Source organism: Streptomyces sp. NPDC046727, from assembly GCF_040645635.1.
In the GTDB taxonomy this organism is placed as follows: Bacteria; Actinomycetota; Actinomycetes; order Streptomycetales; family Streptomycetaceae; genus Streptomyces.
In genome coordinates, this window is record NZ_JBEYYR010000022.1 from 14,631 (window position 1) to 33,806 (window position 19,176).

The following is a 19,176-nucleotide window of genomic DNA, read 5'->3' on the forward strand; positions in this document are numbered from 1 at the left end:
GAGGGCGCAAGGATCACCGCATCGCCCACGGCGCCTGCCGGTCCCCCCTGCGGGCGCGCAAACCGGTGTCCCGCCTGTCTCCCCCCGCGCGGTCAACCCGCGTACCGCGCACACCTCGGTCCCCGCGTTGGCGGCCAGCATGTGGACGTTGTCCTCGGCGTTGTCGGTCTCGACCTCGGTGACACCGGGGTGTTCAGCGCGCAGCCGGCGCAGCATCGCGGCCTTCAGCCACAGCCCCGGACCATGCCCTCGGTGCGCGGGCACGACCGCGGTGTCGTACTGCTGGGCTCGCGGCGACGCGCCGTGAGGGAGGACGACTTCGGTGTAGCCGACGGTGAGCCGGTGGCCGGGGTGCTCGGCGTCGGCGACTCGCCCGGATCGCGTCCTGGTCCAGTCGGCCGAGCTCCAGGACCAGGTGGTCGAGGGTCAGGACCGGCTTGGAGTGCCACCGCTCGGCGAAGGCTTCGCCCGGGCCGTCGGCGCCGGTCGCGACGACCAGGCTGCGCCGGTTCTCCGTACGGCAGGCGGCGACGGCCGACAGCAGGCGGGATCCGGCGCCCCGGTGGCGGTGTTCGGGGGCTGCGTGCAGTTCCAGCTCGGCCAGGTGCTCCTGTCCGGGCCGGGTGAACAGCCGCAGGCCGGCGACGGCGACCGCGGTGCCGTCCTCTTCCGTCGCCATCCAGGTCAGCCGCCGGCTGCCCTGGCGACGCCGGCCGCCCTGCGCGGCGACGAGGACCGGTGCGTCGACCTCGGCGAGGCGGCCCGGGAGCGCGCCGACGCCCACGCTCACCGGGCCCTCGGTCTGCTCGGCCTCGGGCTCGGCGCTGCCGACAGCGCGCTCGTCCACCCGGAGGCAGTGCGCGGCCGGGTGGGCCATCCGGCGCTGTCGCCCGGCTGTTGCCCGATCTCGTCAAGGCAGCGGTACGCGCCGGCCACCCGGACCAGGCCGCCGAGTCGATCCCCCGCCTCACCGACTGGGCGACGGCCCCGAACCACCCGGCGCGCTCGCACTGCTCCACCACGACCGCGCGCTCACCGGCCCCGACGAGGACCCCGGCTTCGAAGACGGCAGGCGAGGCTGGAGTCGCCGGTCCCCGGCTTCGGAAGCCAGCGGGCTGGTCGGGCCGGACCACCCTCGGCCGAGACGTCGGCGGGGCGGACTTGTACAAGGGGCCTTCGACATCGCACTGTTGGCCGGTATTCGTTCACACTGTCAGGAGTCCCGGCTTGTCGTCCCACACCCCCGCTCCCACACCCGCCCACGTCGTCGACCCCACCGGCGGCTGCCCGCACGCCCTGAACGCCGACCTGCGGGCCCGGGGGCCCGTTGCGGACATCGTCCTGCCCGGCGGGGTGCCCGCAGCGGTCGTCCTGGGGCACGACGCGCTCAAGGAGTTCCTCTCCCACCCGGACGTGGCCAAGGACGCCCGCCACTGCCCGGCCCTGAACGACGGCACGATCCCCGCGGACTGGCCGCTACGGGTCTTCGCCAACGCCCAGGGCATGCACACCGCCGACGGCGCCGACCACCGCCGGCTGCGCTCCCTCGTCGGCAACGCCTTCACCGCCCGGCAGGTAGAGCGGCTACGGCCTCGTATCGAGGAGCTGACCGCCGGCTTCCTCGACGACCTCGGCCGGGCCGCCGCCGAGGACCCGGACGGCATCGCGGACCTCCGCACCCACTTCGCGCTCCCGCTCCCGATGAGCGTCATCTGCGAACTGCTCGGCGTGGACCCCGAGCACCGCGGCCGGCTGCACGACCTCACCTACACGGTGATCATCGCCACCGACACCACCCCGGCGGAGGTGATGGCCGCCGTACGCGAGCTCGTCGAGCTGCTCGGCACGATCGCGGCCGCCCGCCGGGCCGCCCCCGGTGACGACCTGACCAGCGCCCTGATAGCCGCCCGTGAGGACGGCGGCGACCGGCTCAGCGAGGCCGAACTCATCGGCACGATGCGCCTGATGCTGGTCGCCGGCCACGAGACCACCCTCAATCTCATCAGCAATGCGGTACGGGCACTGTGCACCCACCGCGACCAGCTGGCGCTGGTCCTGGACGGCCGGGCCACCTGGTCGGACGTGGTGGACGAGACGCTGCGCTGGGACGGCCCGGTCAGCTGGTTCCCCTTCCGCTACCCGACCCGCGATCTGACCCTCGGCGGCACCGTGATCCCGCAGGGCACCCCGGTCCTCGCCGGCTACACCGCCGCCGGGCGCGACGAGGCTTTCCACGGCCCGGACGCCGACCGCTTCGACGTCACCCGGCCCGGCGCGGCCCGGCACCTCTCCTTCGGCCAGGGTGCGCACTACTGCGTGGGCGCCCCGCTCGCCCGCCTCGAGGCCACGATCGCCCTGGAACGGCTCTTCACCCGCTTCCCGGACCTCGACCTCGCTGTCCCCGAGGCCGAACTGCCCCGCCAGCGCAGCTTCATCGGCAACAGCGTCGAAGCGCTCCCGGTCCGCCTGGTGCGCCCGGTCCGGCTCTGAGGCACGTTCCCAGGCGATCACGGTGATGGCGGTCAACGGACACAGGGCGAGTATCGGCACCCGCGCCGACCGGCGCACCCACCCGAGGATGGGGACCCGGTTCCACAACAGCGTTCGTGGAACGCCCCTGGTCGCCGACGCGTTCCGCGCCGTACGGGTCGGCCGGTGGGACCAGCCGGTCACCGGGTCCGTCCGCCCCCTGTCGGTCAGGACCGCGAAGTCATGGAAGCCGTCGAAGCCGCGTGGCGCGGTGAAGGCGAACCTCACCAGACGGACGGGACATAGGCGGCCACTCGGTAGCGGACCGGGCCGTGCCCGCCCCTGGTCCCCGACCCCAGCGGCCGGTCCAGCCGCATCGGCAGCCACGGCGCCTTCGGCCAGAGCCTGTCGTTCTCACTCGCCAGCCCGTCGATCAACGCTCCCACCTCGGCCGGCTTCGCCGGCAGCGAGCGCGCCCACCCCGAGGAGGCGGCCCTCATGCTCTACGGCCCCGAGGACTTCGGCCGGCGGACTGGCCGGCCGAACACCGCGAACGGGCGGACCGTGGCAACGCGCGCGTCCACGCGACCCTGGCGTCGCTGGCGACGGCCCTGGGATTCGAGGGCCCTGACCTGTACGGGCGGATGCCGCAGGTGCGGAACCGCCCGTACACGCCGGGATGCCGTTCAGCCGAGCGGTAGCTCCAGGATGGCTTCCTCTCCGATCGGGGAGCTGATGGTGGTGGTGCCGCCCTGGGTGCCGGTGAACGCGTAGAGCTTGTCGCGGCTGTTGACGACCAGGGCGAGGCGGTGGCCGTTGGGCAGGTCGTAGGCGGTCGGCTGGAGCCTCCAGCTGACGGTCCGGTCCGTGTGGGCGCTCAGGCCGGTGGCGGTGAAAGGCTCGTGGGTGATGATGCGGGCGCTGCCGTCCGGGGCGATGTCGAAGAGGTAAGCGACCAGGGTCGCGGCGCCGGCCTCCTCGATCCGGACGGTGAGCCGGAGGCGGGCGGTGCCGCGGATCCGGCGGCCGCCCGCCAGTTCCTCGGTGGACCAGACCAGCATCCGGGTCCGCTCAAAGCCGGCCGGATCGTAGCGCTTCGGGTTGCCGAACCACTCCTTCTGCCCGGTCTCCATGATGTCGTCCATCGCGGTGGCACTGGTCTCGTGGCCGGCGGTGAAGTCGCGGCTCCAGCCCGTGGACGGCTTGTCGGACAGGGTCCCGTCGCCGTTGCCGCCGTTGCCGTTCAGGTACCAGGCCTCGGTGGCGGTGGTGGCATCGGTCCAGGACGGGAGCGGTTCGCGTCGGGCCGGGGCGGTGATGCGCCTGCCGCCGCCGACGGCCGGGGTAGTCTCATAGGTGAACATGACCTGGCTGTTGACCACCGGCCAGTCGGGCACCTCGTTGGCTTCGCCGAGCAGGTGGTGGTCGAGCCAGGCGTAGGCCTCCCGCGTGGGTGTCAGCAGGCCGGGGAAGGCCACGCCGGTCAGCACTCCGGTGATGCCGGCACCTTCCGGGGCGCCGTGGTCACCGATCCACAGGTTCAGGTGCTTGGGTGGGGTGAGCTTCTCGAAGACGGCGATCGCCTCGCCGACGGGGAACAAGCTCTCGTGCCAGGTGTTCGAGTAGAAGGTCGGGATGCCTCGCGCGTTGGTGATGTCGACGTAGGTCTCCGGGGAGCGCTCGGTGCCCCAGGCCACCACGCCTTCCATGTTCCGCCCGTCGCGGAAGTCCTGGAGGATGCGCCGCGTCTTCTCGTCGAACTTCTCCTCCTCCGCGCCGCCGGTGAACTCGATCAGCTTCCGTACGGCCTCCTCGTGCCGGGTGCCGTTGTCATAGAGGCTGGTGGCGAGGTTGCCCCAGGTGCTCAGCGCGGCCACGGCGGCGACCCGGTCCTTCCGGTCGTGCGCGGCGACCAGCTGGCTGATCCCGGAACCGTAGGACACGCCCATGAACCCGACCTTGCTCGGCGCGAACTGCGCCTGCACGTGGTCGATCACCTTCGATCCGTCCGCCCAGTCGACCGGACCGGCGACGTCGATGAACCCCTCGGACGTGGACACCAGCCCTGGTTTGCCGATGCCCCGTGGGGTGTACGCCAGCACGTGGTAGCCGCGTACCGCCAGCGAGAGGTAGCCGGCCATGAACGGCAGCCAGCCGTACGGGTTCCACCCGGCGGGCACGATGACCACCGGGCGCGGTTCCGAAGCGTTCTGCTTGATCGCGAACGCCGAGAGGCTGACCGCCTCCGCCATGGGGACACGCTGGAGTGTGACCTCGGCACGCCGACGAACGCCGGCCACCAGCTCCTGCAACTCCTCGGGGAGCGTGCCGGCCGGGGCGGTGCCCTGGACGGCCGCGAGCAGCGCCCGGGCGACGGCGAGCACCGACGGGTTGATGTCGAGGCTCGCGCCGCGCCAGATGCCGTTGCCGGCGATATCGGCGAGTGTCGCGTCGGTGATCGACGCGATCGGCTCTCCGTCTGCTGTTGTCATGCGATCCGCCCTTTCCTGGCCAGCACAGGGCGTCCGAGAGGACGCCATCCAGACGGATCATGGATCCGGACGAAAGCACCGAAACGGAAGGGCGGTCGGCCGTACCCGAACGGGTGGACACCGCGCACCAGCCCGAGGCAGCGGAGCTGCCGCCATCAGCGCCGCCTGAGCGGCAAGGAGGCTTGCTGTCCGTTCGCTGAGGACGGTCGGCTTGGTCGCCGTGGTGAACTGGAAGCGAACCGACTCGGTGGTGAAGGCGATCGGGGCGCGGCCGAGGATCGCCATGAATGGTCCGTCGGCCAGCAGCTTGACCAAGCCGAGCTGCCGGGCGTGGGTGATGTCGGCGCAACCGCCCGGCCGGACGGGACCGCAGTACAGCACGCGCCCTTCGGCGTCCGTGAGGTCCATGGACTTCACGGCGTTCTGCTTGGTCCTGCCGGAGATGAACTTGGCCCGGTCCTTGCGATCTGCCGCCGGGCGCAGCACCCGGATCTGCGTGCCGTCGGTGATTCTGGTCTGAGCGTCGGCGCCCGGGTGCTTACCAGTAGGCCGATCAACTCACACGCCCCAGCCCCCACCCTGCACAACTCAACGAGCCATCCTGGTGCCGAGCCACGGCCAACCACGCACGAGGTCGTCAGGTCGAGTCTCCCAACTCCGGGCGGACATGAGGGGCTTCGTCCACGAGCGGGCGCATGCGCCCGCTGACCGACGAGCAGTGGGCACCCCTGGCGCCCTGGGGCCGACCTCCACGAAAACCCCTTGAGGGCCTCGCGGCGCAGGTCCTTGGCGCGCTCGCGCACTGTCCGCGCGGACCCGTCAGCAGCCCTTCGGCGGCGGGCCGCTCCAGGGCGGAGTGGACCACGGGCGCAGGCAGCCGGAGGTCTCCCGCGGTCTCAGGCACGCCCCGCCCGGTGCCGGCGAGCGGGGTCCTATGCCGCCCGCCGCCACCGGGCACGAGCCGTCCGCGCCGTTCCGGCACGCAGCTGGGCCAGAGCCGCGCCCATGAGAACGACGCCGATACCGGCGCCCTGCGCGGCCGTCACCCGCTCTCCGAGCAACAGCAGCCCCGTCCCACTTCCGGCGACGACCTCCACCGTGGACAGCACGCTCGCCGTGGCCGGCGCCAGAAAGCGCTGCGCCGCGAGCGCGCAGAGGCAGGCCAGGAGTGTGGAGACGACGGCGGTCCACAACAGCACCGCCCACAGCGGCACCACCATCGCCTCGCCCACCCGGGCGGGGGCACCCAGCCTCCGGTAGGGGAAGGCGCTGACCGGACGCGCCAGGTCGACCACCACCGCGCCCACGCTGACGCCGAGCGCGGTCACGGCCGTGGCGTCGTGCCGGGCCAGCGCCCGCCCGGCGAGCAGGAACCGCAGGGACAGCGCGACCGCCGCCCCCAGCGCGGTGAGCACCCCGACTCCGTCCAGCCGCGTCCCCGACCACACCTGCCCCACCAGCAACAGCCCCGCCACCACCAGGACCGTGCCCAGCCAGACGGGCGCCGGCTGCCGCACCCCGCGCAGCACCCGGAGCCACACCACCACGATCACCGGTGCCAGGAACTGCAGCACCACATAGACGCCGACCGGGATGCGGGCTACGGAGATCGCGCACAGGGTCTGCACCCCCGCGAAGGACCCCGCTCCCACAGCCGCCACCACGGGCCAGTCCCGTGGAGCGACCCGCAGGCCGTGCGGGCTGCGGATCAGCGCGATCGCCAGCAGCGGCACCCCGGCGAGGCTGAGGCGGGCCTGGCTGATCTGCAGCGGGGCGAGACCGGCCTCGCCGAGCACCTTGGTCGCCGCACCGCCGGTGCCGAAGCAGCAGGCCGACAGGAGGGCGAGCGCGACGCCCACGCCGGTCCGGCGGGCCTGCCCGCTCAGGGGCCGCCCGTCCTGTCCGTATCCGGAAAGAACCGGCGGTCGTAGGAGCCCAGTGGCCGCAGCTGCGACCACCACTGCGCCTCCGCGTCCCAGTGCGCGTGGAAGGGCCGGTCCACCAGTCCGCTCTCCCGTGCCTGGAGGTAGCGCAGCGCGAACGCCCGTGTCCCGTCCGGCAGTTCCGTCACCCCGTCGACGATCACCTTGCCCTCGGTCGTCGACATCACCGGCCCGCGCGCGGTGCGCCCGAGCCCGGAGAGCGACTCGACGGCGTCCCGGTGGATCTCGTAGGCGCGGTGCAGGGGCAGCCCGAAGTAGCGCTGGGCGCCGGTGTCCCGTTCCACGAACTGGTAGTACGGATGGATGCCCAGGGCGACCTGCGCGCGCCAGGACTCGGCCCAGGCCTCGGCGCTGTCGTTCACATGCCGTACCACCGGCGCCTGCGAGCGCAACTGGGCGCCGGTGCCGCGCAGGGCGGCGAGGGCCGCCCGCGTGCTGTCCGGGGCCAGCTCGCGAGGGTGGGAGATGTGCAGCATCACCGCCAGATGCCGTCCCGCGAGCACGACCCGTTCGAGGAGGCGCAGCAGCGCCGGGGCGTCGGGGGCGACGGTCAGCCGGGCGGGGTGGAACAAGGGGGCCTTGGTCCCGATGCGCACGGTGACGACGTGTTCCAGGCCGGGTGCGAGGAGAGCGTCGATGTACGGCCGCAGGATCTCCGCGCGCATGATCAGCGGGTCTCCGCCGGTGAAGAGCACGTCGGTGACCTCGGGATGACGGCGCAGATACGCGGCCATCGCAGCCGGGCCGTCATCGGCCATGCGCAGGTCCGGCTCACCCACGAACTGTGCCCAGCGGAAGCAGTAGGCGCAGTAGCTGTGGCAGGTCTGCCCCTGCCGCGGGAAGACGAGCACGGTCCGGGCGTACTTGTGCTGGAGGCCGTCCACCGGGCTTCCGTCCGGCCCGTGCGGAACGTTACGGGTGAGCTGGTCGCCCGGATGCGGATTGAGCTGACGCCGTACGTCCGCGACGGCCGCGCGCAGCGCCCCTGGCGACGCCAGCGCCCGCTCCACCGCAGCGTACTGATCCCATGTCAGCATGTCGCGGTGCGGGAACACCAGCCGGTACAGCGGATCGTCGGGTGCCTGCGACCAGTCGATCAGCTCGTCCACGACATGCCCGCTGACCTTGAACGGGAGGATCCGCGCGACCACGTCCACGTCGTGTGCGAGCTGTTCGTCCCCGCACCGTTCGCGCACCAGTGCGGCCAGGCGCCGTCCGGAGAGCGTGCGGGTGCCCACGGGAGGTGGGGCGACGGTGTGCACCGCGCTCATGCGGCGATCCAGTACCGGGTGAGATGGCGGCGTTCGTCCGCGTACTGTGAACGCGCGTGCAGCATCCGCTGGTTGTCCCAGATCAGCAGCGCACCGTCCGGGATGAGCACTCGCGTGCGGTGCTGCGCGAACAGCGCGCCGACCCGATGCGCGAGGTCGATGCCCCGCTGCCCCAGCGGCAGGTGCTCCGATGGCGGAGCGGCGTCCAGGGGAGCGTCGTAGTCGGCGGCCGTGAGCAGGTTGTAGCTGAACCGCAGAACGGGCCGCTTCCCGTCGTACGACAGCATCGGCACGGTCAGCGGCCGGTGGCCCTCCTGATCGGCGTCCGGGCCGGGGAAGGCAAGCGCGGCGCCGGTCAGCAGGGCCGTGTCGTCGGAACCGAGCAGCCCGAGCAGGGTGTGCAGGTCCAGCAGGTCGGTGTGCCCACCGCCGCAGCGGGCCTGGCGGTGGCAGTACAGGGCCAGATAGCGCGGACTGGGATCCCAGCCGGGTGCCTCGGTGTGGGCCCGGATGGTGTTGCGGCTCTGGGAGTAGGCCCGGCCCTCATGACCGGGGCGGTGGACGACCTCGTGCTCGACGGTGCCTGTGTACTGCGGCAGAAAGTGGCCGATCCGCTGTAACAACTCGATGGCGTGGCGCTGCCCGCCGAGCCGTTCCACGACGGCGTAGCCGTCCTGCTCCAGCCGGTCCAGGCCGGAAGTCAGGTGGCCGGCGGCAAGGTGTGGCGCTGTCAACGCGTGCCTCCCTTCGGCATGTCACCCGTGTCAGGTCACGATGGCGGAGTCCCCCCGCCGTCCGGGGCGCACCCCGGCACCACGCGGCCCATCCTCGGTGGCCGTGGGAGGCGGGGCAACGAGGGGTGACCGCTTCCGGACACCGGCGCACGAGAGGACCGCCGCGGCCGGAACCCGGCGTTCCACCACCCGTGTCAAGGCAGGCGCCCGCCGGCGCCGCCCATGTGCCCCCGACGCCACCGAGGTCCCTCGGCCCGCTGAGGTCGGCCGGTCTCCCACGCACGGTCTCGGCCGGACGGCCGGAAGATTCCCCCCAGGCAGGGCAGCCAGGACCTCGTTCAGCGCACCCCAGGAACGGTAGCCACGCCCTTGACGCCGAGCCCTGCCGTGAGCGGCCCGCCACCCCGACCAGCAGCCCCATGGCCTCTCCGGCGAGAACCGGGCGAGGAGGTGCTTCTTGAGGTCCGCCGCGGCGGGCAGCCAGGCGTGGCGGTCGAAGGCGTCGGCCACCGCCGGCACGCCGCGCGCGAACGCGGGCACCGGAACAGCGGAGCTGTCCAACACGATCAGCGAATCGGCCGCCACTCTCACCCGCCGGAGCCGCTGTGCGAGCTGCACGACAAAGTGATGGCGCAGAGGAAGGCCCCCAACATCGCGGCGTGTCCCTTCATGCGGGAAGAGGTGGCGAGGTCGCAGCGGGGCTGTGGCTGGTGAGGCGGATCTCGGTCCGGCGTGTTCGCCGGTGCATGTGATGACGTCGCCGACGGAATGGAATCGGGTTACAGCGCGTCCTCTATGACGGTGTGCCGGCGGTTGTGCAGGCGGCGCCGGACGTAGCTGTCGGAGTCGTCCAAGCCAGCGGCGGCCTCCTTCCTTGACCAGCTGCTTGAGCCGGTTGCGGGCGAGGCGGGAGATGCCGTCCTCCAGCTCCAGGCCGCGCAGTTCCTGGGTGCTGAGGGCCACTCGGAAAGCTGGGCGCAACATGACGAACGCGTCCCGCTGCCCGTCACTTGGTTTCTATAGTTGTGAGCCATGGATCTCCGGTCCTCGCCCTACAGCCCCGGCGCCGGAACGCGCCCCGCGGTCTTTGTGGGCCGGGGCAGCATCCTGGATCGTTTCGACGTGGCATTGGACCGGTTGGAGGCGGGCCGGTCCGACGACGCGCCGCTGATCACCGGGGCTCGGGGTTCAGGGAAGACAGTGCTGTTCAACCTCATGGTGGAGCGCGCCCGCGAGCGGGGCTGGTTCGTCGGTGCCGAGGAGGCCATCCCTGGCACACAGATGTCCGCGCTCATCGCTCTCATGGCGCGGGACGTTCTGCTGGAGATGAGCACCCGGCACCGCTTCACCGACCGGGTGCGCCGCGCGCTGGGCATCCTCAAGGCGTTCGCCTCGGTGTCGGTCGCGGGTCTGCGGCTCGACATCAACGCCGAGGCTGTCACCGGCACAGCAGACACGGGCATCATCGAGCTCGACTTGCGCCGGCTGGTCCTGGAGATCGGGGAGATTGCCCGGCTGCAGGGCATCGGTGTGCTGTTCGCGTTGGATGAGGTCCACATCATCCCCAATGAGGACCTGTACGCGCTCAATGCAGCGTTGCACGCGGCGGCCCAGCGCGCCCTGCCGGTGTCCTTCCTCGGCTCCGGCCTCTTCCCGTCCTGGCAGGCCACGGGCGCGGAGATGGCAGACCCCACCATGGTCACTTCCTATATATCCCGTGCTGAGACGCTCAGTTATGAGCGTCTGGAACCGCTCACAGCGGCGGACTCGCGCCGCGCTCTCACCGAGCCCGCAGCCGGGGAAGGCGTCAGGTTCAGTAACGAGGCACTGGCTGCTGCGGTGGACTTCTGTGAGGGCAGTCCGTGGCTGCTGCAGGCAGTGGGTGCGGTGGCCTGGGGTCACGCGCCGGGTTCGCCCATCGACCAGGCCACGATGGGGATCACGCTGATCGACGTGCAGAACAGGCTCAACCGCATGTTCTTCCCACGTCTGCTGCGCAGTTGCTCGGAACCGGAGCGCCGCGTCCTGGCGTCAGTGGCTGCGGCTGACGGGCATCGGCTGCACGTAGAGTCATTGTACGAGTTGCTCCCGGATGTCGAGCGGCCGCGCCACGTCATCCGCAGGCTGGCCAACCAGAACCTCATCGACCTGCACTACCAGCACTTTCCCATCGAGTACGGCGAGTTCGACATCAGCCTCGCGGTACCGCGCCTCGCCGCGTTCTGCGGGCCGGCAGGCCCGCCGTCCACTCACCCGCGGTGATCAGGCGGCACACTTCACGGCCCTCGCCGGCAGACGGTCGAACCCGTCCCGCAGCCGTTGCCGACGCCGCCCATAGGGCTGCGATCGGACCGTCGGCGGGAGGCGCTGTCGGTGAAGCCTTGTGCCGGTGTGAGCGTGAGGCGTGTCAGGGGGGTGGCGCGCCGGCGGTGGGCACGGCTTCAGATGTCGACGGCCACATAGCGTTCGGTGTAGCTGTCACCGTCACTGCCGAAGTAGCTGCAGGTACGTGCGGTCAGGTCGACGTCGTACCAGAGCACGCCGGCCTTCCAGCAGCCCTGGACGAATGCGTGGGCTCTGTCGCGTTCGACGGGGACCGGCCCCCGCAGTCGGCCGGGAGGGTCCGGTCAGTAGGCGGAGTTGACGTTGTCGATGGAGCCGTAGCGGTGCGCGGCGTAGTTGGCGGCGGCGGTGATGTTGGCCACCGGGTCGGTGATGCTCTGGGCGGTGCCGTCGACGTGGTAGGCGTTGAAGGTGGGGTCGATGACCTGGAGCAGGCCCTTGGAGGGGGTGCCCTGCTTGGCGTTGACGTCCCAGTTGTTCTGGGCGCCGGGGTTGCCGCCGGACTCGCGCATGATGTTGCGCTTGAGGCCCTCGTAGCTGCCCGGGATGCCCTTCGTCTTCATGATCTGCAGGGACTGCTTGATCCAGCCGTCGAGGTTGTCGGCGCGGCCGCTCCTGGAGACGGAGGCGCCGCTGTCGTTGCCGGAGGCCGTGACCGCGGTGGCATGCGCCTGCGTCGTCTCGGCGGCGTGTGCGCTGGCCGGCATGAGCGTGAGCGCTGCGGCTGCGGCGCCCGTGGTGGCGATACCGGTCAGACCGAGACGGGCGATGCGGGTGCGGTTGATCATGGCCATGCGAAAGCAACTCTCCGTAGGGGACGTCGTCAGTGCCGGCCGCTGTCGTCGGCGGCGGCGTCGGCCATCCGTGTAGACGGGCAGACCCAGGGGGCTGGCTCGCTCCGGTCGTCCGGATCGGCGACGACAGCCATGATTAGCGGCGGCCGACAGCGGACGCAATGATGTGACCTACTACCCACCTACGTAGAAATGCCCGATCTATTCAGATCGGCGGCAATCAGGCCATTTCAGCGAGGTCTGCGTATACGGCCCTCTTTAGGATGTGATCCCGCTCGCATGGCCGGCATCACGCCTCGGGGCCCCTGTGCCCGCCCCCAGCCCGGCCGGAAGGCGAGGGCGTCACAGCCGGGATGGGGGCCGCAGCCAGCGCGGACCGGGCCCTCCGCCCGGTGACGGCCCGACCGACGGGGGTCACTCACGGCGGTGCCGGCTGTGTCCCTGGAGGCAGGGGCAGCGCCAGCGCCTGCGCCTGCGCCGCAGTGAGTCCTCACCGAGGCGCTGCAGGACGAGGTGAAGGACACAACGCGCGGTGGCAGCCGGAGAGCCAGGACATTGTGCGCTCGATGATCCAGTGGCGTCGCCCTCATCGTTGACCGGACTCGATGCCTTCGCCGGCACCGTCGAGCGGGTGCAGCACGGCTTCGTCCAGGCGACCCCCGACACCGGCTCTGGGCCAGAGGAGGAACCGGCGAGGAGCCGTCGACTTTGCGGCGCCGAAGCGAGGCGGCAGAGCTCGCGGTGATGGTGATGATGGTGGTGGGGTCCATGGCCGGGCTCGGGCTGGTCGGCGGGATCCTGGGGCGGCGCCGTCGGCGCCCGGAGCGTCTGCCGTCGATCCCACGCCGAGGAAGGTCGCTGTCCCCTGCCATGCTCCGCACGGGCCGCAGGAACGATCGCGGCCACGCCCCGTGCCCCGGCCGCACCGCCGCCGTCATCCGACGGGAAGCGAACGGACGGCGGGCAGCCGCCCGCGGGAAGTCGCGGGCGGCTGCTCGTGGTGCGGTGTGCTCCGGTGCGCGGAGCGGGTTTCTACGGCGCCACGGGGTCGCCGTTACCCAGTTGCAGCCACCACACGTCGTCGTGGTCGCGGCTGAGCTGGAGCTTCTGCCGCTGTCCGTCGCCGAAGCGGACTTCGACGTCGGCCAGGTTCGGCACGGCGGGGTCCTGCACGATCGCCTCTACCGGTTGGCCGGCGTGTGCACCGTAGCTGGTGATCAGCTTCTGGGCGGCCCGGTCCCGGCCCGTGTACCAGGGGGCGCCGAGGTGGGCGAGGTCGGTGGGGTCACCGGCCCGGAGCCGCTGGACGTACACCTTGAGGAGCAGGTCGACGTCGTCGGCGACCTCCTCGGCCTCGGGGTAGTCGGACTTCACGGCGTGGACGGTGACCTTGACTTCCGGTGTCTTGCCCAGTGCGTAGGGGGCAGGGTCGCGCAGCAGCCACCAGGTGAGTGCGGCGGTCGCCAGGACGGCCAGCGCAGAAGCCGCCACCCACAGGTTCCTCTTGGACGGTCCGGGCATCAGTACCACCCCGGTACGACGTGGATGATGTCCGCCCAGGTGCCCCTGGAGCTGCGGAGGTACTCGTCCAGAGGCTTGTCCAGGCGGGTGTGGCTGTGCGCGGTCACCATGGCCTTTCCGTGGACCATCTTGGTGATGACGCCGGCATGGTCCCAGGCGCCCTTGCCGCCCCAGTTGAAGATGACGATGTCACCCACCTTGGCTTCCTTCTGCTTGGACTCGGTGTTGACATAGCCGTTGCTGTGGCGGTCCAGGAAGCGGTGGAAGTAGTCAGCACCCGTCCACGTGTAGGAGTTGTAGTGGTAGGGCACCGCGTGCGGTGCTGTCTTGTAGATGCTCCACCAGTTGTCGACGCCCTTCCTGTCCTTGTCGACGCCCTTCATGCGCATGCCACCGCCCCAGTGCAGGGCCTTGGACACGAAGTTGGTGCAGTCGTTGCTGCCGTACTCCTCGTGGCTGTGGACATTCTCCCTCGCCCATCTCGCCGTGCCGCTGGCTTTGATGGTCGCGCTCGAGAGCTGCGCCGCGGAGAACGACGACGTGGGAGGTGCGATGCCGACCGCGCGGGTGGCGGGGGTGGTGCCGTTGTCCGTCTCGACGGTGCCGTAGGTGACGGATCCCAGGGCCCGCTCGTCCTTCGCGAGCCGCTCTTCGTACATCTCGGCGTTCATCCTGCTGCGCAGCACCGGTGCGGCCCCGCCCGAGAAGGTGTAGAGGAACGCCCCCTCGGAAGTCGACGGGTCATCGGGCATGTCCGCCACGGTCCGCTTCTCACTCACCGTCGCGCGGACGGTCACCGATCCGTCGGTGGAGGGCAGCACCAGGGCGTCGGAGAGGTCGGTGGTGATCGAGGTGTACGTCAGCCCGTCCGTCTTCAGGCCGTCGCGGGTGTCGATCACCCAGGACTCCTCCGCCTTCAGCAGCGACGTGTACATGGCGGCGTGCGGGCGTCCGTTCGCCGCCGCGGCGGCACTGTTGTACGCGCCCGTCGTCAGGGAGGCGCCGGCGTCCAGGTATTCGTCGACGGCCTGCGTGTAGGTGGCGCTGTCGAGCGGGGCGCTCAGCGGCTTGGTCTCCGCGCTGGTGACGCTGCCGCTCGTGCCGTACGGGCTGCTCGCGGTCACCTGGAAGGTGTACGCGGTCGCATTGGTCAGGCCGGTGATCACGGCGTTCGTGGCGTCGGTGGTGCGCTTGGCCACCACGGTGCCCGCCGGATCGAGAGCCTTCACCTCGTAGGTGAGGGCGGTGTCGCTGTATCCGCTGTCGTCGCTCGCTGTCCAGGTGACCAGTGCACCTCCGTCCCCGGGCCGGGCGTGGACGGCCGTGGGCGCTGACGGCGGTGCGGGCGCTTCGTAGTGGACGGTGAGCGTGGCGGAGGTGAAGCTGATGCCCGCCGTGCTCGGTGCGTCGTCCGGCCGGCGCAGCACCAGGCCGTTGTTGGTGTCCGCTCCGTCGGTCCAGCCGGTGACGAGGCCCGTGACGTCAGTCACCCACGGGGCGGCGGCCGTCAGGTTGGCCTCCGGGGCCGTGGCGTCGTCCAGTTGGCTGCCCGTGCCGGTCGTGGCCCAGGCCGCGTTGAGGGCGTGCACGTCCAGCCCGGACATGGCACCGCTCGTCTGGAGCTTGAGCACGGCGTCGGTGACGCGGGCGCCGGCGGGGACCTTGGAGACGTCGGCCTTGAGGTAGCTGCGCCAGTTCTTGCCCGAGACGCTGCCGACCTTCAGGGCGGCGCCGGTGTCCCCGGTGCAGGTGTCGGAGTCGGTGCAGACGGTGGCCTTGGTCAGCGGCAGGTCCACCGAGGTGGCGGCGGACTCAAGGGCCGGCGCCCCGCTGCCGGCGGCGATCGGGGTGGGGTCGGTCCACGCCGAGCACTTGCCCTCGTAGCAGGCCCTCATCGACCAGTCGAAGGGGCCGCCGGAGGTGAGCCGGTCGGCGGGAATCTGGAAACCGACGCGTTCTCCGTTCGGGACCATCTGGGTGCCCAGGGTCTGGGTCCCGCTCGCGTTGCCGAGCCGGAACTGGGCCTCGACCATCCCGCCGTTGGGTGAGGTGACGACGCCCGTGACGAGGGGTGAGGGGGTGTCCGTCGCGCCGGCCTGGAGCTGCGTGGGCAGGTCGGCGGGCTGCACGGCGGTCGCGTCGACCCGGAAGGCCTTCCAGTCGGACCAGGCGGAGGTGTCGATCCCGTCGCTGGTGCGGGCGCGCAGCTGCAGGTGGCTGCCGTCGGGCGCGGCCGACGCGGTGGGGATCTGCGCGGTGGCCACGGTCCCGGGCGCGAACGCGCCGGTCTTCCCGGTCCAGGTGTAGGTGGTGTCGGCGAAGGCGGGGTCCGGCTGGACCTGGAACTCCGTCACCAGGGAGGAGTCGGCGTCGCTGTCGCCGACCTTGGCCTGGAGGGTGGGCGTCAGCGACGCGGCGGTCGTGAGCGTGGTTCCGGGCTTGAGAGGGCTGACGTCGAGCGCGCTCGGGACCGTCGGGGCGGAGTTGTAGGTGACGATCAGCGACGGTTCGGTGGCGGCGTCGTGCGATCCGTCGACGTAGTTGGCGGAGCGGTAGCGGCGCCAGGTGAGGGGATCGGTCTCGTCCACGGCCGCGAGCCGGACGCCGTAGTTGGGCTGGCCGTCCGCCCAGGCCTGGGCGACGCCGTCGATGTCCCAGGACACCTGTCCGGCCGGGCAGCTGGAGTTGTAGCCCTTGGCCGCCTTGGAGACGACGGCCGACGTGGTCGTCGTGCCCGGCTGGCTGCTCCAGGAGATGGCGGAGGGGTCCCAGTCGCTGGTGACGCGCCGGACCTGGATGCCGGAGGTGTCCGCCGAGCAGGAGGAGGACCAGTACGAGTACATGCGCAGGTCGGCGTCGACGATGTGCTTGCCGGCGAACCGGGCCGTGTCGAACTTGAGGTAGGAACGGGCGCGCTGCTTCCCGTCGTACGTGCCGGCCTTCAGCTCGGTCGAGCCGCGCTGGGACGTGGGGTAGTCGTCGTCCTGGATCCAGGTGTCCGTCAGCGGACCGAGCAGGGTGTTCGTCGGGTCCACGGTGACGGGGTACTTCACGGTGGGGTCGGAGAGGAACGACGTGTCCGGCTTGAGGACCAGGGTCTGGCCGGCGGCGTCGTTCTCGACGGCGACGTCCACGTCGGTGACCTTCGCCGGGTCACCCGAAGCCGGGCCCTCCCCGGCTCCCCACATCACGGGCTCGGGGGCGGTGGCGACATGCTTGCCGCTGTCGCTCTCCCACAGCAGCCGGTCGTCGGCGCTCTCGCGGAGCTTCAGGCCGTCGGCGGACACGGGTATCCGCAGCTCCACGTCGTCCTTCGGGCGCTCCTTCAGGACGAGCTGGTGCGAGAAGCCTTCCGGGAGCGCGGTGACCACGAGGTCCTGGCCCGGCCTCACGTCGCTGTAGACGGCGGTGTTGCCCTGGATCTCGGGTTCGGGGAGCGTCCCGTCCCAGCTGATGCCGAGCGTCTTGTCGCCCTCGCCGACCTCGGCGAGCGAACCGGAGCCGCCGTCGGAGATGTGGATGTCCGCCGCGGCCCACCGGGGCTCGATGTGGCCGTCGCGGTGGACGAGGGTGGTGTCCATGTCATGCCAAGAGCCGTCGTCGTCCTTGACCCGGACCGGGCCGGTGGCCGACTCGACGGTCACGGACCCGTCGGGGTTGACGTACGTCGTGGAGCTTTCGGTGCGCAGGGCCGTGACCTCCACGCGCTCCCCGAGGGCGGCCGCTCGCTTGCGGGCCGCGCCGATCGCCGCATCGTCGTCGTCCGATGCGGCCGCAGCCGGCATCGGCGACGCGAAGGCCGTGGCAGGGGCGTGCGACGCGGGCAGACCCAGGCCCACGGTGAGGACGCCGGCCACGGCGTACGCGGCATAGGCCAGTGCGCGGGCACGCACCGGTCTGTGACGTTTTTTCATGCAGTGAAACCCCGATTTACAGGTGCCTGACAAATTTCAAAGGATCTTCACAGGATTCAGGCCATCATGTCCATGCCCGTCCACTGAGAGGCACGGCACACACCCACGAACCGAACCAGTGGCAGGCCGTAGTCATACGACTGGATACCTGTGCATTTCAGACACTTCGAGATGTCACCGCCGGGGCCTGTCAGAAGCCGCAGTACACGTCGCTGCCGAAGTCGCTCATGGTGTCGGTCCGCAGCCAGCCCTCCACGCCCGTACGGGTGTTGCGCGCATACGTCCAGGCGTAGCGCTGATCGCCCTGCCAGGCTCCCCAGGTGTAGCAGTGGTAGTCCAGCACGTCACCCCGCGCGGCCAGCCCGTTGATGTGGCATCCGGTGCTGGAACCGGAACGCATGTTGGCGCCGTTGGCGGTGGCGTGCCAGGTGCTGTTGTCCTTGTCGCCGACCCTCTTGCCGCAGGGGGCAACCGCGTGAGCGGGGCCCGCGGTGACGGCCGGCGTGAACACCGCCGCGGTGATGACGAGCGTGGCGGCGAGAATGCGTGGCTTGGCGATGCGCATGCGGAGCTCCCCCGATGACGGGAAGGGTGCGGTGGACGGCCGCACCCGCCGGGCAGTTCATGACGAGTCGATACGTTAGGAAGGTCTCGTCGCACTGCACGTCAACCCGAGGGTGGAAGTGCGGTAAACCTCGGCGGTAGGCACCGGAGGACGCCTTTCACCGTGGCGACCGGAACTGCCCGTCAGGTCAGAGGCCGCCGGTGTTGAGCAGCCGGTTGGGAGTGTCGGAGCGCACCCCGCGCAGGACACCGCGGGTGGCCGTGTGGTCGAGCCAGACGTGGACCTCCTTGGCCGTGGCGTGGGGGTGTGCCGACAGGTACAGGGCGATCACGCCGGTCGCGTGCGGTGCGGCCCAGGACGTGGCGCCGTCGGTCTCCGTGGCAGTACCGCCACCGGCGAGGGCGGCGGTCACCTTCTGGCCGGGGGCGTACAGGTCCACGCATCGTCCGTAACCCGATCCGTAGGCGTCGGTGTCGCTCCATGGGCGGTCGTTCGAGGTGGAGGCCGCCACGACGATCGTGCCGGGGACGCCGGCCGGGGAGTGCTTGCAGGCGTCGTCATGGAAGTTGCCGGCCGACACCACCGTCGGTATCCCCGCGTCGACCATCTTCTTCACGGCGGACTCCAGGGCCGCCGACCGGTGGTCGAGGTTGAGCGACATGTTCACCACCGCGGGCTTCTGCGCGTGCGCGGTGACCCACTTGACCGACTTCACCAGGGCCGCCTCACCCTCCGCCTGGGAGCCGCCGCCCTCGCTCTCGCACAGGATGCCCTGGACGCGTACGAGCTCCGCCTTCGGCGCCACCCCGTACTTCGCGCCGCCGATGATGCCCGCGACGAACGTGCCGTGGCCGGTCCCCGCCTCGCTGAAGCAGTCACCGGAGTCCTTCGGGCCCACGAAGTCGGCGCCGAGGTGGGCACGTCCGCCGAACTCCGTGTGGGCGATGTCCATGCCGGTGTCGATCACGTAGACGTGAACGCCCTTGCCCGTGGCGGTGGTCGTGAACTTTCCGTTCAGCGGCCGCGACCGTTGGTCGAGAATGTCCAGGTTCCACGGAACCTTCCGGGTGACGGACAACGCCGAGGTCCGCGCGACTCCGGACAGCGTCCCCACAGTGCCGGGAGATGCC

General features: G+C 71.0%; 14 protein-coding genes and 1 pseudogene. 2 read left to right on the top strand and 13 right to left on the bottom strand.

Going from position 1 to position 19,176, the window contains the following annotated elements:
* Nucleotides 1-193: 193 nt before the first annotated feature.
* On the bottom strand, nt 194-847 hold the full coding sequence (locus tag ABZ937_RS25240) for a GNAT family N-acetyltransferase (protein ID WP_361695537.1): 654 nt from the start codon (nt 845-847) through the stop codon (nt 194-196).
* Between the two features lie 380 nt (nt 848-1,227).
* On the opposite strand from ABZ937_RS25240, the gene ABZ937_RS25245 reads away from it, so the two are divergent.
* On the top strand, nt 1,228-2,490 hold the full coding sequence (locus ABZ937_RS25245; RefSeq protein WP_361695539.1) for a cytochrome P450: 1,263 nt from the start codon (nt 1,228-1,230) through the stop codon (nt 2,488-2,490).
* 263 nt (nt 2,491-2,753) lie between these two features.
* Here the strand turns inward: ABZ937_RS25245 and ABZ937_RS25250 are convergent, their stop codons facing one another.
* The 6 genes from ABZ937_RS25250 to ABZ937_RS25275 form a co-directional block, all read right to left on the bottom strand.
* Nucleotides 2,754-2,969 carry a hypothetical protein gene (locus ABZ937_RS25250; RefSeq protein ID WP_361695541.1) on the bottom strand — a complete coding sequence of 72 codons (216 nt, stop codon included), beginning with the start codon at nt 2,967-2,969 and terminating at the stop codon, nt 2,754-2,756.
* A gap of 186 nt (nt 2,970-3,155) precedes the next feature.
* Nucleotides 3,156-4,961 carry a CocE/NonD family hydrolase gene (locus tag ABZ937_RS25255; RefSeq protein WP_361695543.1) on the bottom strand — a complete coding sequence of 602 codons (1,806 nt, stop codon included), beginning with the start codon at nt 4,959-4,961 and terminating at the stop codon, nt 3,156-3,158.
* Nucleotides 4,962-5,018: 57 nt separating this feature from the next.
* A complete protein-coding gene (locus tag ABZ937_RS25260; protein ID WP_361695678.1) occupies nt 5,019-5,471 on the bottom strand; it encodes a transposase family protein in 453 nt (150 codons plus the stop codon).
* 422 nt (nt 5,472-5,893) lie between these two features.
* Nucleotides 5,894-6,820 carry a DMT family transporter gene (locus tag ABZ937_RS25265; RefSeq protein ID WP_361695545.1) on the bottom strand — a complete coding sequence of 309 codons (927 nt, stop codon included), beginning with the start codon at nt 6,818-6,820 and terminating at the stop codon, nt 5,894-5,896.
* A 23-nt stretch (nt 6,821-6,843) separates the two neighbouring features.
* Complete coding sequence (locus tag ABZ937_RS25270) at nt 6,844-8,175, bottom strand: lysine 2,3-aminomutase (protein ID WP_361695547.1); 1,332 nt, start codon at nt 8,173-8,175, stop codon at nt 6,844-6,846.
* Complete coding sequence (locus ABZ937_RS25275) at nt 8,172-8,909, bottom strand: TauD/TfdA family dioxygenase (protein WP_361695549.1); 738 nt, start codon at nt 8,907-8,909, stop codon at nt 8,172-8,174. Before ABZ937_RS25275 ends, ABZ937_RS25270 begins: the two co-directional genes overlap by 4 nt.
* A gap of 1,032 nt (nt 8,910-9,941) precedes the next feature.
* On the opposite strand from ABZ937_RS25275, the gene ABZ937_RS25280 reads away from it, so the two are divergent.
* Nucleotides 9,942-11,171 carry an ATP-binding protein gene (locus ABZ937_RS25280; RefSeq protein WP_361695551.1) on the top strand — a complete coding sequence of 410 codons (1,230 nt, stop codon included), beginning with the start codon at nt 9,942-9,944 and terminating at the stop codon, nt 11,169-11,171.
* Nucleotides 11,172-11,536: 365 nt separating this feature from the next.
* Here the strand turns inward: ABZ937_RS25280 and ABZ937_RS25285 are convergent, their stop codons facing one another.
* The 6 genes and pseudogenes from ABZ937_RS25285 to ABZ937_RS25310 form a co-directional block, all read right to left on the bottom strand.
* Nucleotides 11,537-12,046 carry a transglycosylase SLT domain-containing protein gene (locus tag ABZ937_RS25285; protein WP_361695553.1) on the bottom strand — a complete coding sequence of 170 codons (510 nt, stop codon included), beginning with the start codon at nt 12,044-12,046 and terminating at the stop codon, nt 11,537-11,539.
* Between the two features lie 613 nt (nt 12,047-12,659).
* Nucleotides 12,660-12,785, bottom strand: a pseudogene (locus tag ABZ937_RS25290) (IS5/IS1182 family transposase); the annotation flags it as partial.
* A 293-nt stretch (nt 12,786-13,078) separates the two neighbouring features.
* Nucleotides 13,079-13,567, bottom strand: a complete 489-nt coding sequence (locus ABZ937_RS25295; protein WP_361695555.1) for a hypothetical protein — start codon at nt 13,565-13,567, stop codon at nt 13,079-13,081.
* On the bottom strand, nt 13,567-17,481 hold the full coding sequence (locus tag ABZ937_RS25300) for a DNRLRE domain-containing protein (protein ID WP_361695557.1): 3,915 nt from the start codon (nt 17,479-17,481) through the stop codon (nt 13,567-13,569). The genes ABZ937_RS25295 and ABZ937_RS25300 overlap by 1 nt, the downstream gene beginning before the upstream one ends.
* 190 nt (nt 17,482-17,671) lie before the next feature.
* Nucleotides 17,672-18,046, bottom strand: coding sequence for an SH3 domain-containing protein (locus tag ABZ937_RS25305; RefSeq protein WP_361695559.1), 375 nt, complete (start codon nt 18,044-18,046; stop codon nt 17,672-17,674).
* Nucleotides 18,047-18,233: 187 nt separating this feature from the next.
* On the bottom strand, nt 18,234-19,124 hold the full coding sequence (locus tag ABZ937_RS25310; protein WP_361695561.1) for a S8 family peptidase: 891 nt from the start codon (nt 19,122-19,124) through the stop codon (nt 18,234-18,236).
* Nucleotides 19,125-19,176 lie beyond the last annotated feature (52 nt).

Bases quoted from the DNA above. Each gene is read 5' to 3' on its own strand.
- ABZ937_RS25295 (WP_361695555.1), bottom strand. From the start codon at position 13,567: ATGCCCGGACCGTCCAAGAGGAACCTGTGGGTGGCGGCTTCTGCGCTG.
- ABZ937_RS25285 (WP_361695553.1), bottom strand. From the start codon at position 12,046: ATGGCCATGATCAACCGCACCCGCATCGCCCGTCTCGGTCTGACCGGT.
- ABZ937_RS25255 (WP_361695543.1), bottom strand. From the start codon at position 4,961: ATGACAACAGCAGACGGAGAGCCGATCGCGTCGATCACCGACGCGACA.
- ABZ937_RS25300 (WP_361695557.1), bottom strand. From the start codon at position 17,481: ATGAAAAAACGTCACAGACCGGTGCGTGCCCGCGCACTGGCCTATGCC.
- ABZ937_RS25270 (WP_361695547.1), bottom strand. From the start codon at position 8,175: ATGAGCGCGGTGCACACCGTCGCCCCACCTCCCGTGGGCACCCGCACG.
- ABZ937_RS25305 (WP_361695559.1), bottom strand. From the start codon at position 18,046: ATGCGCATCGCCAAGCCACGCATTCTCGCCGCCACGCTCGTCATCACC.
- ABZ937_RS25280 (WP_361695551.1), top strand. From the start codon at position 9,942: ATGGATCTCCGGTCCTCGCCCTACAGCCCCGGCGCCGGAACGCGCCCC.
- ABZ937_RS25250 (WP_361695541.1), bottom strand. From the start codon at position 2,969: ATGAGGGCCGCCTCCTCGGGGTGGGCGCGCTCGCTGCCGGCGAAGCCG.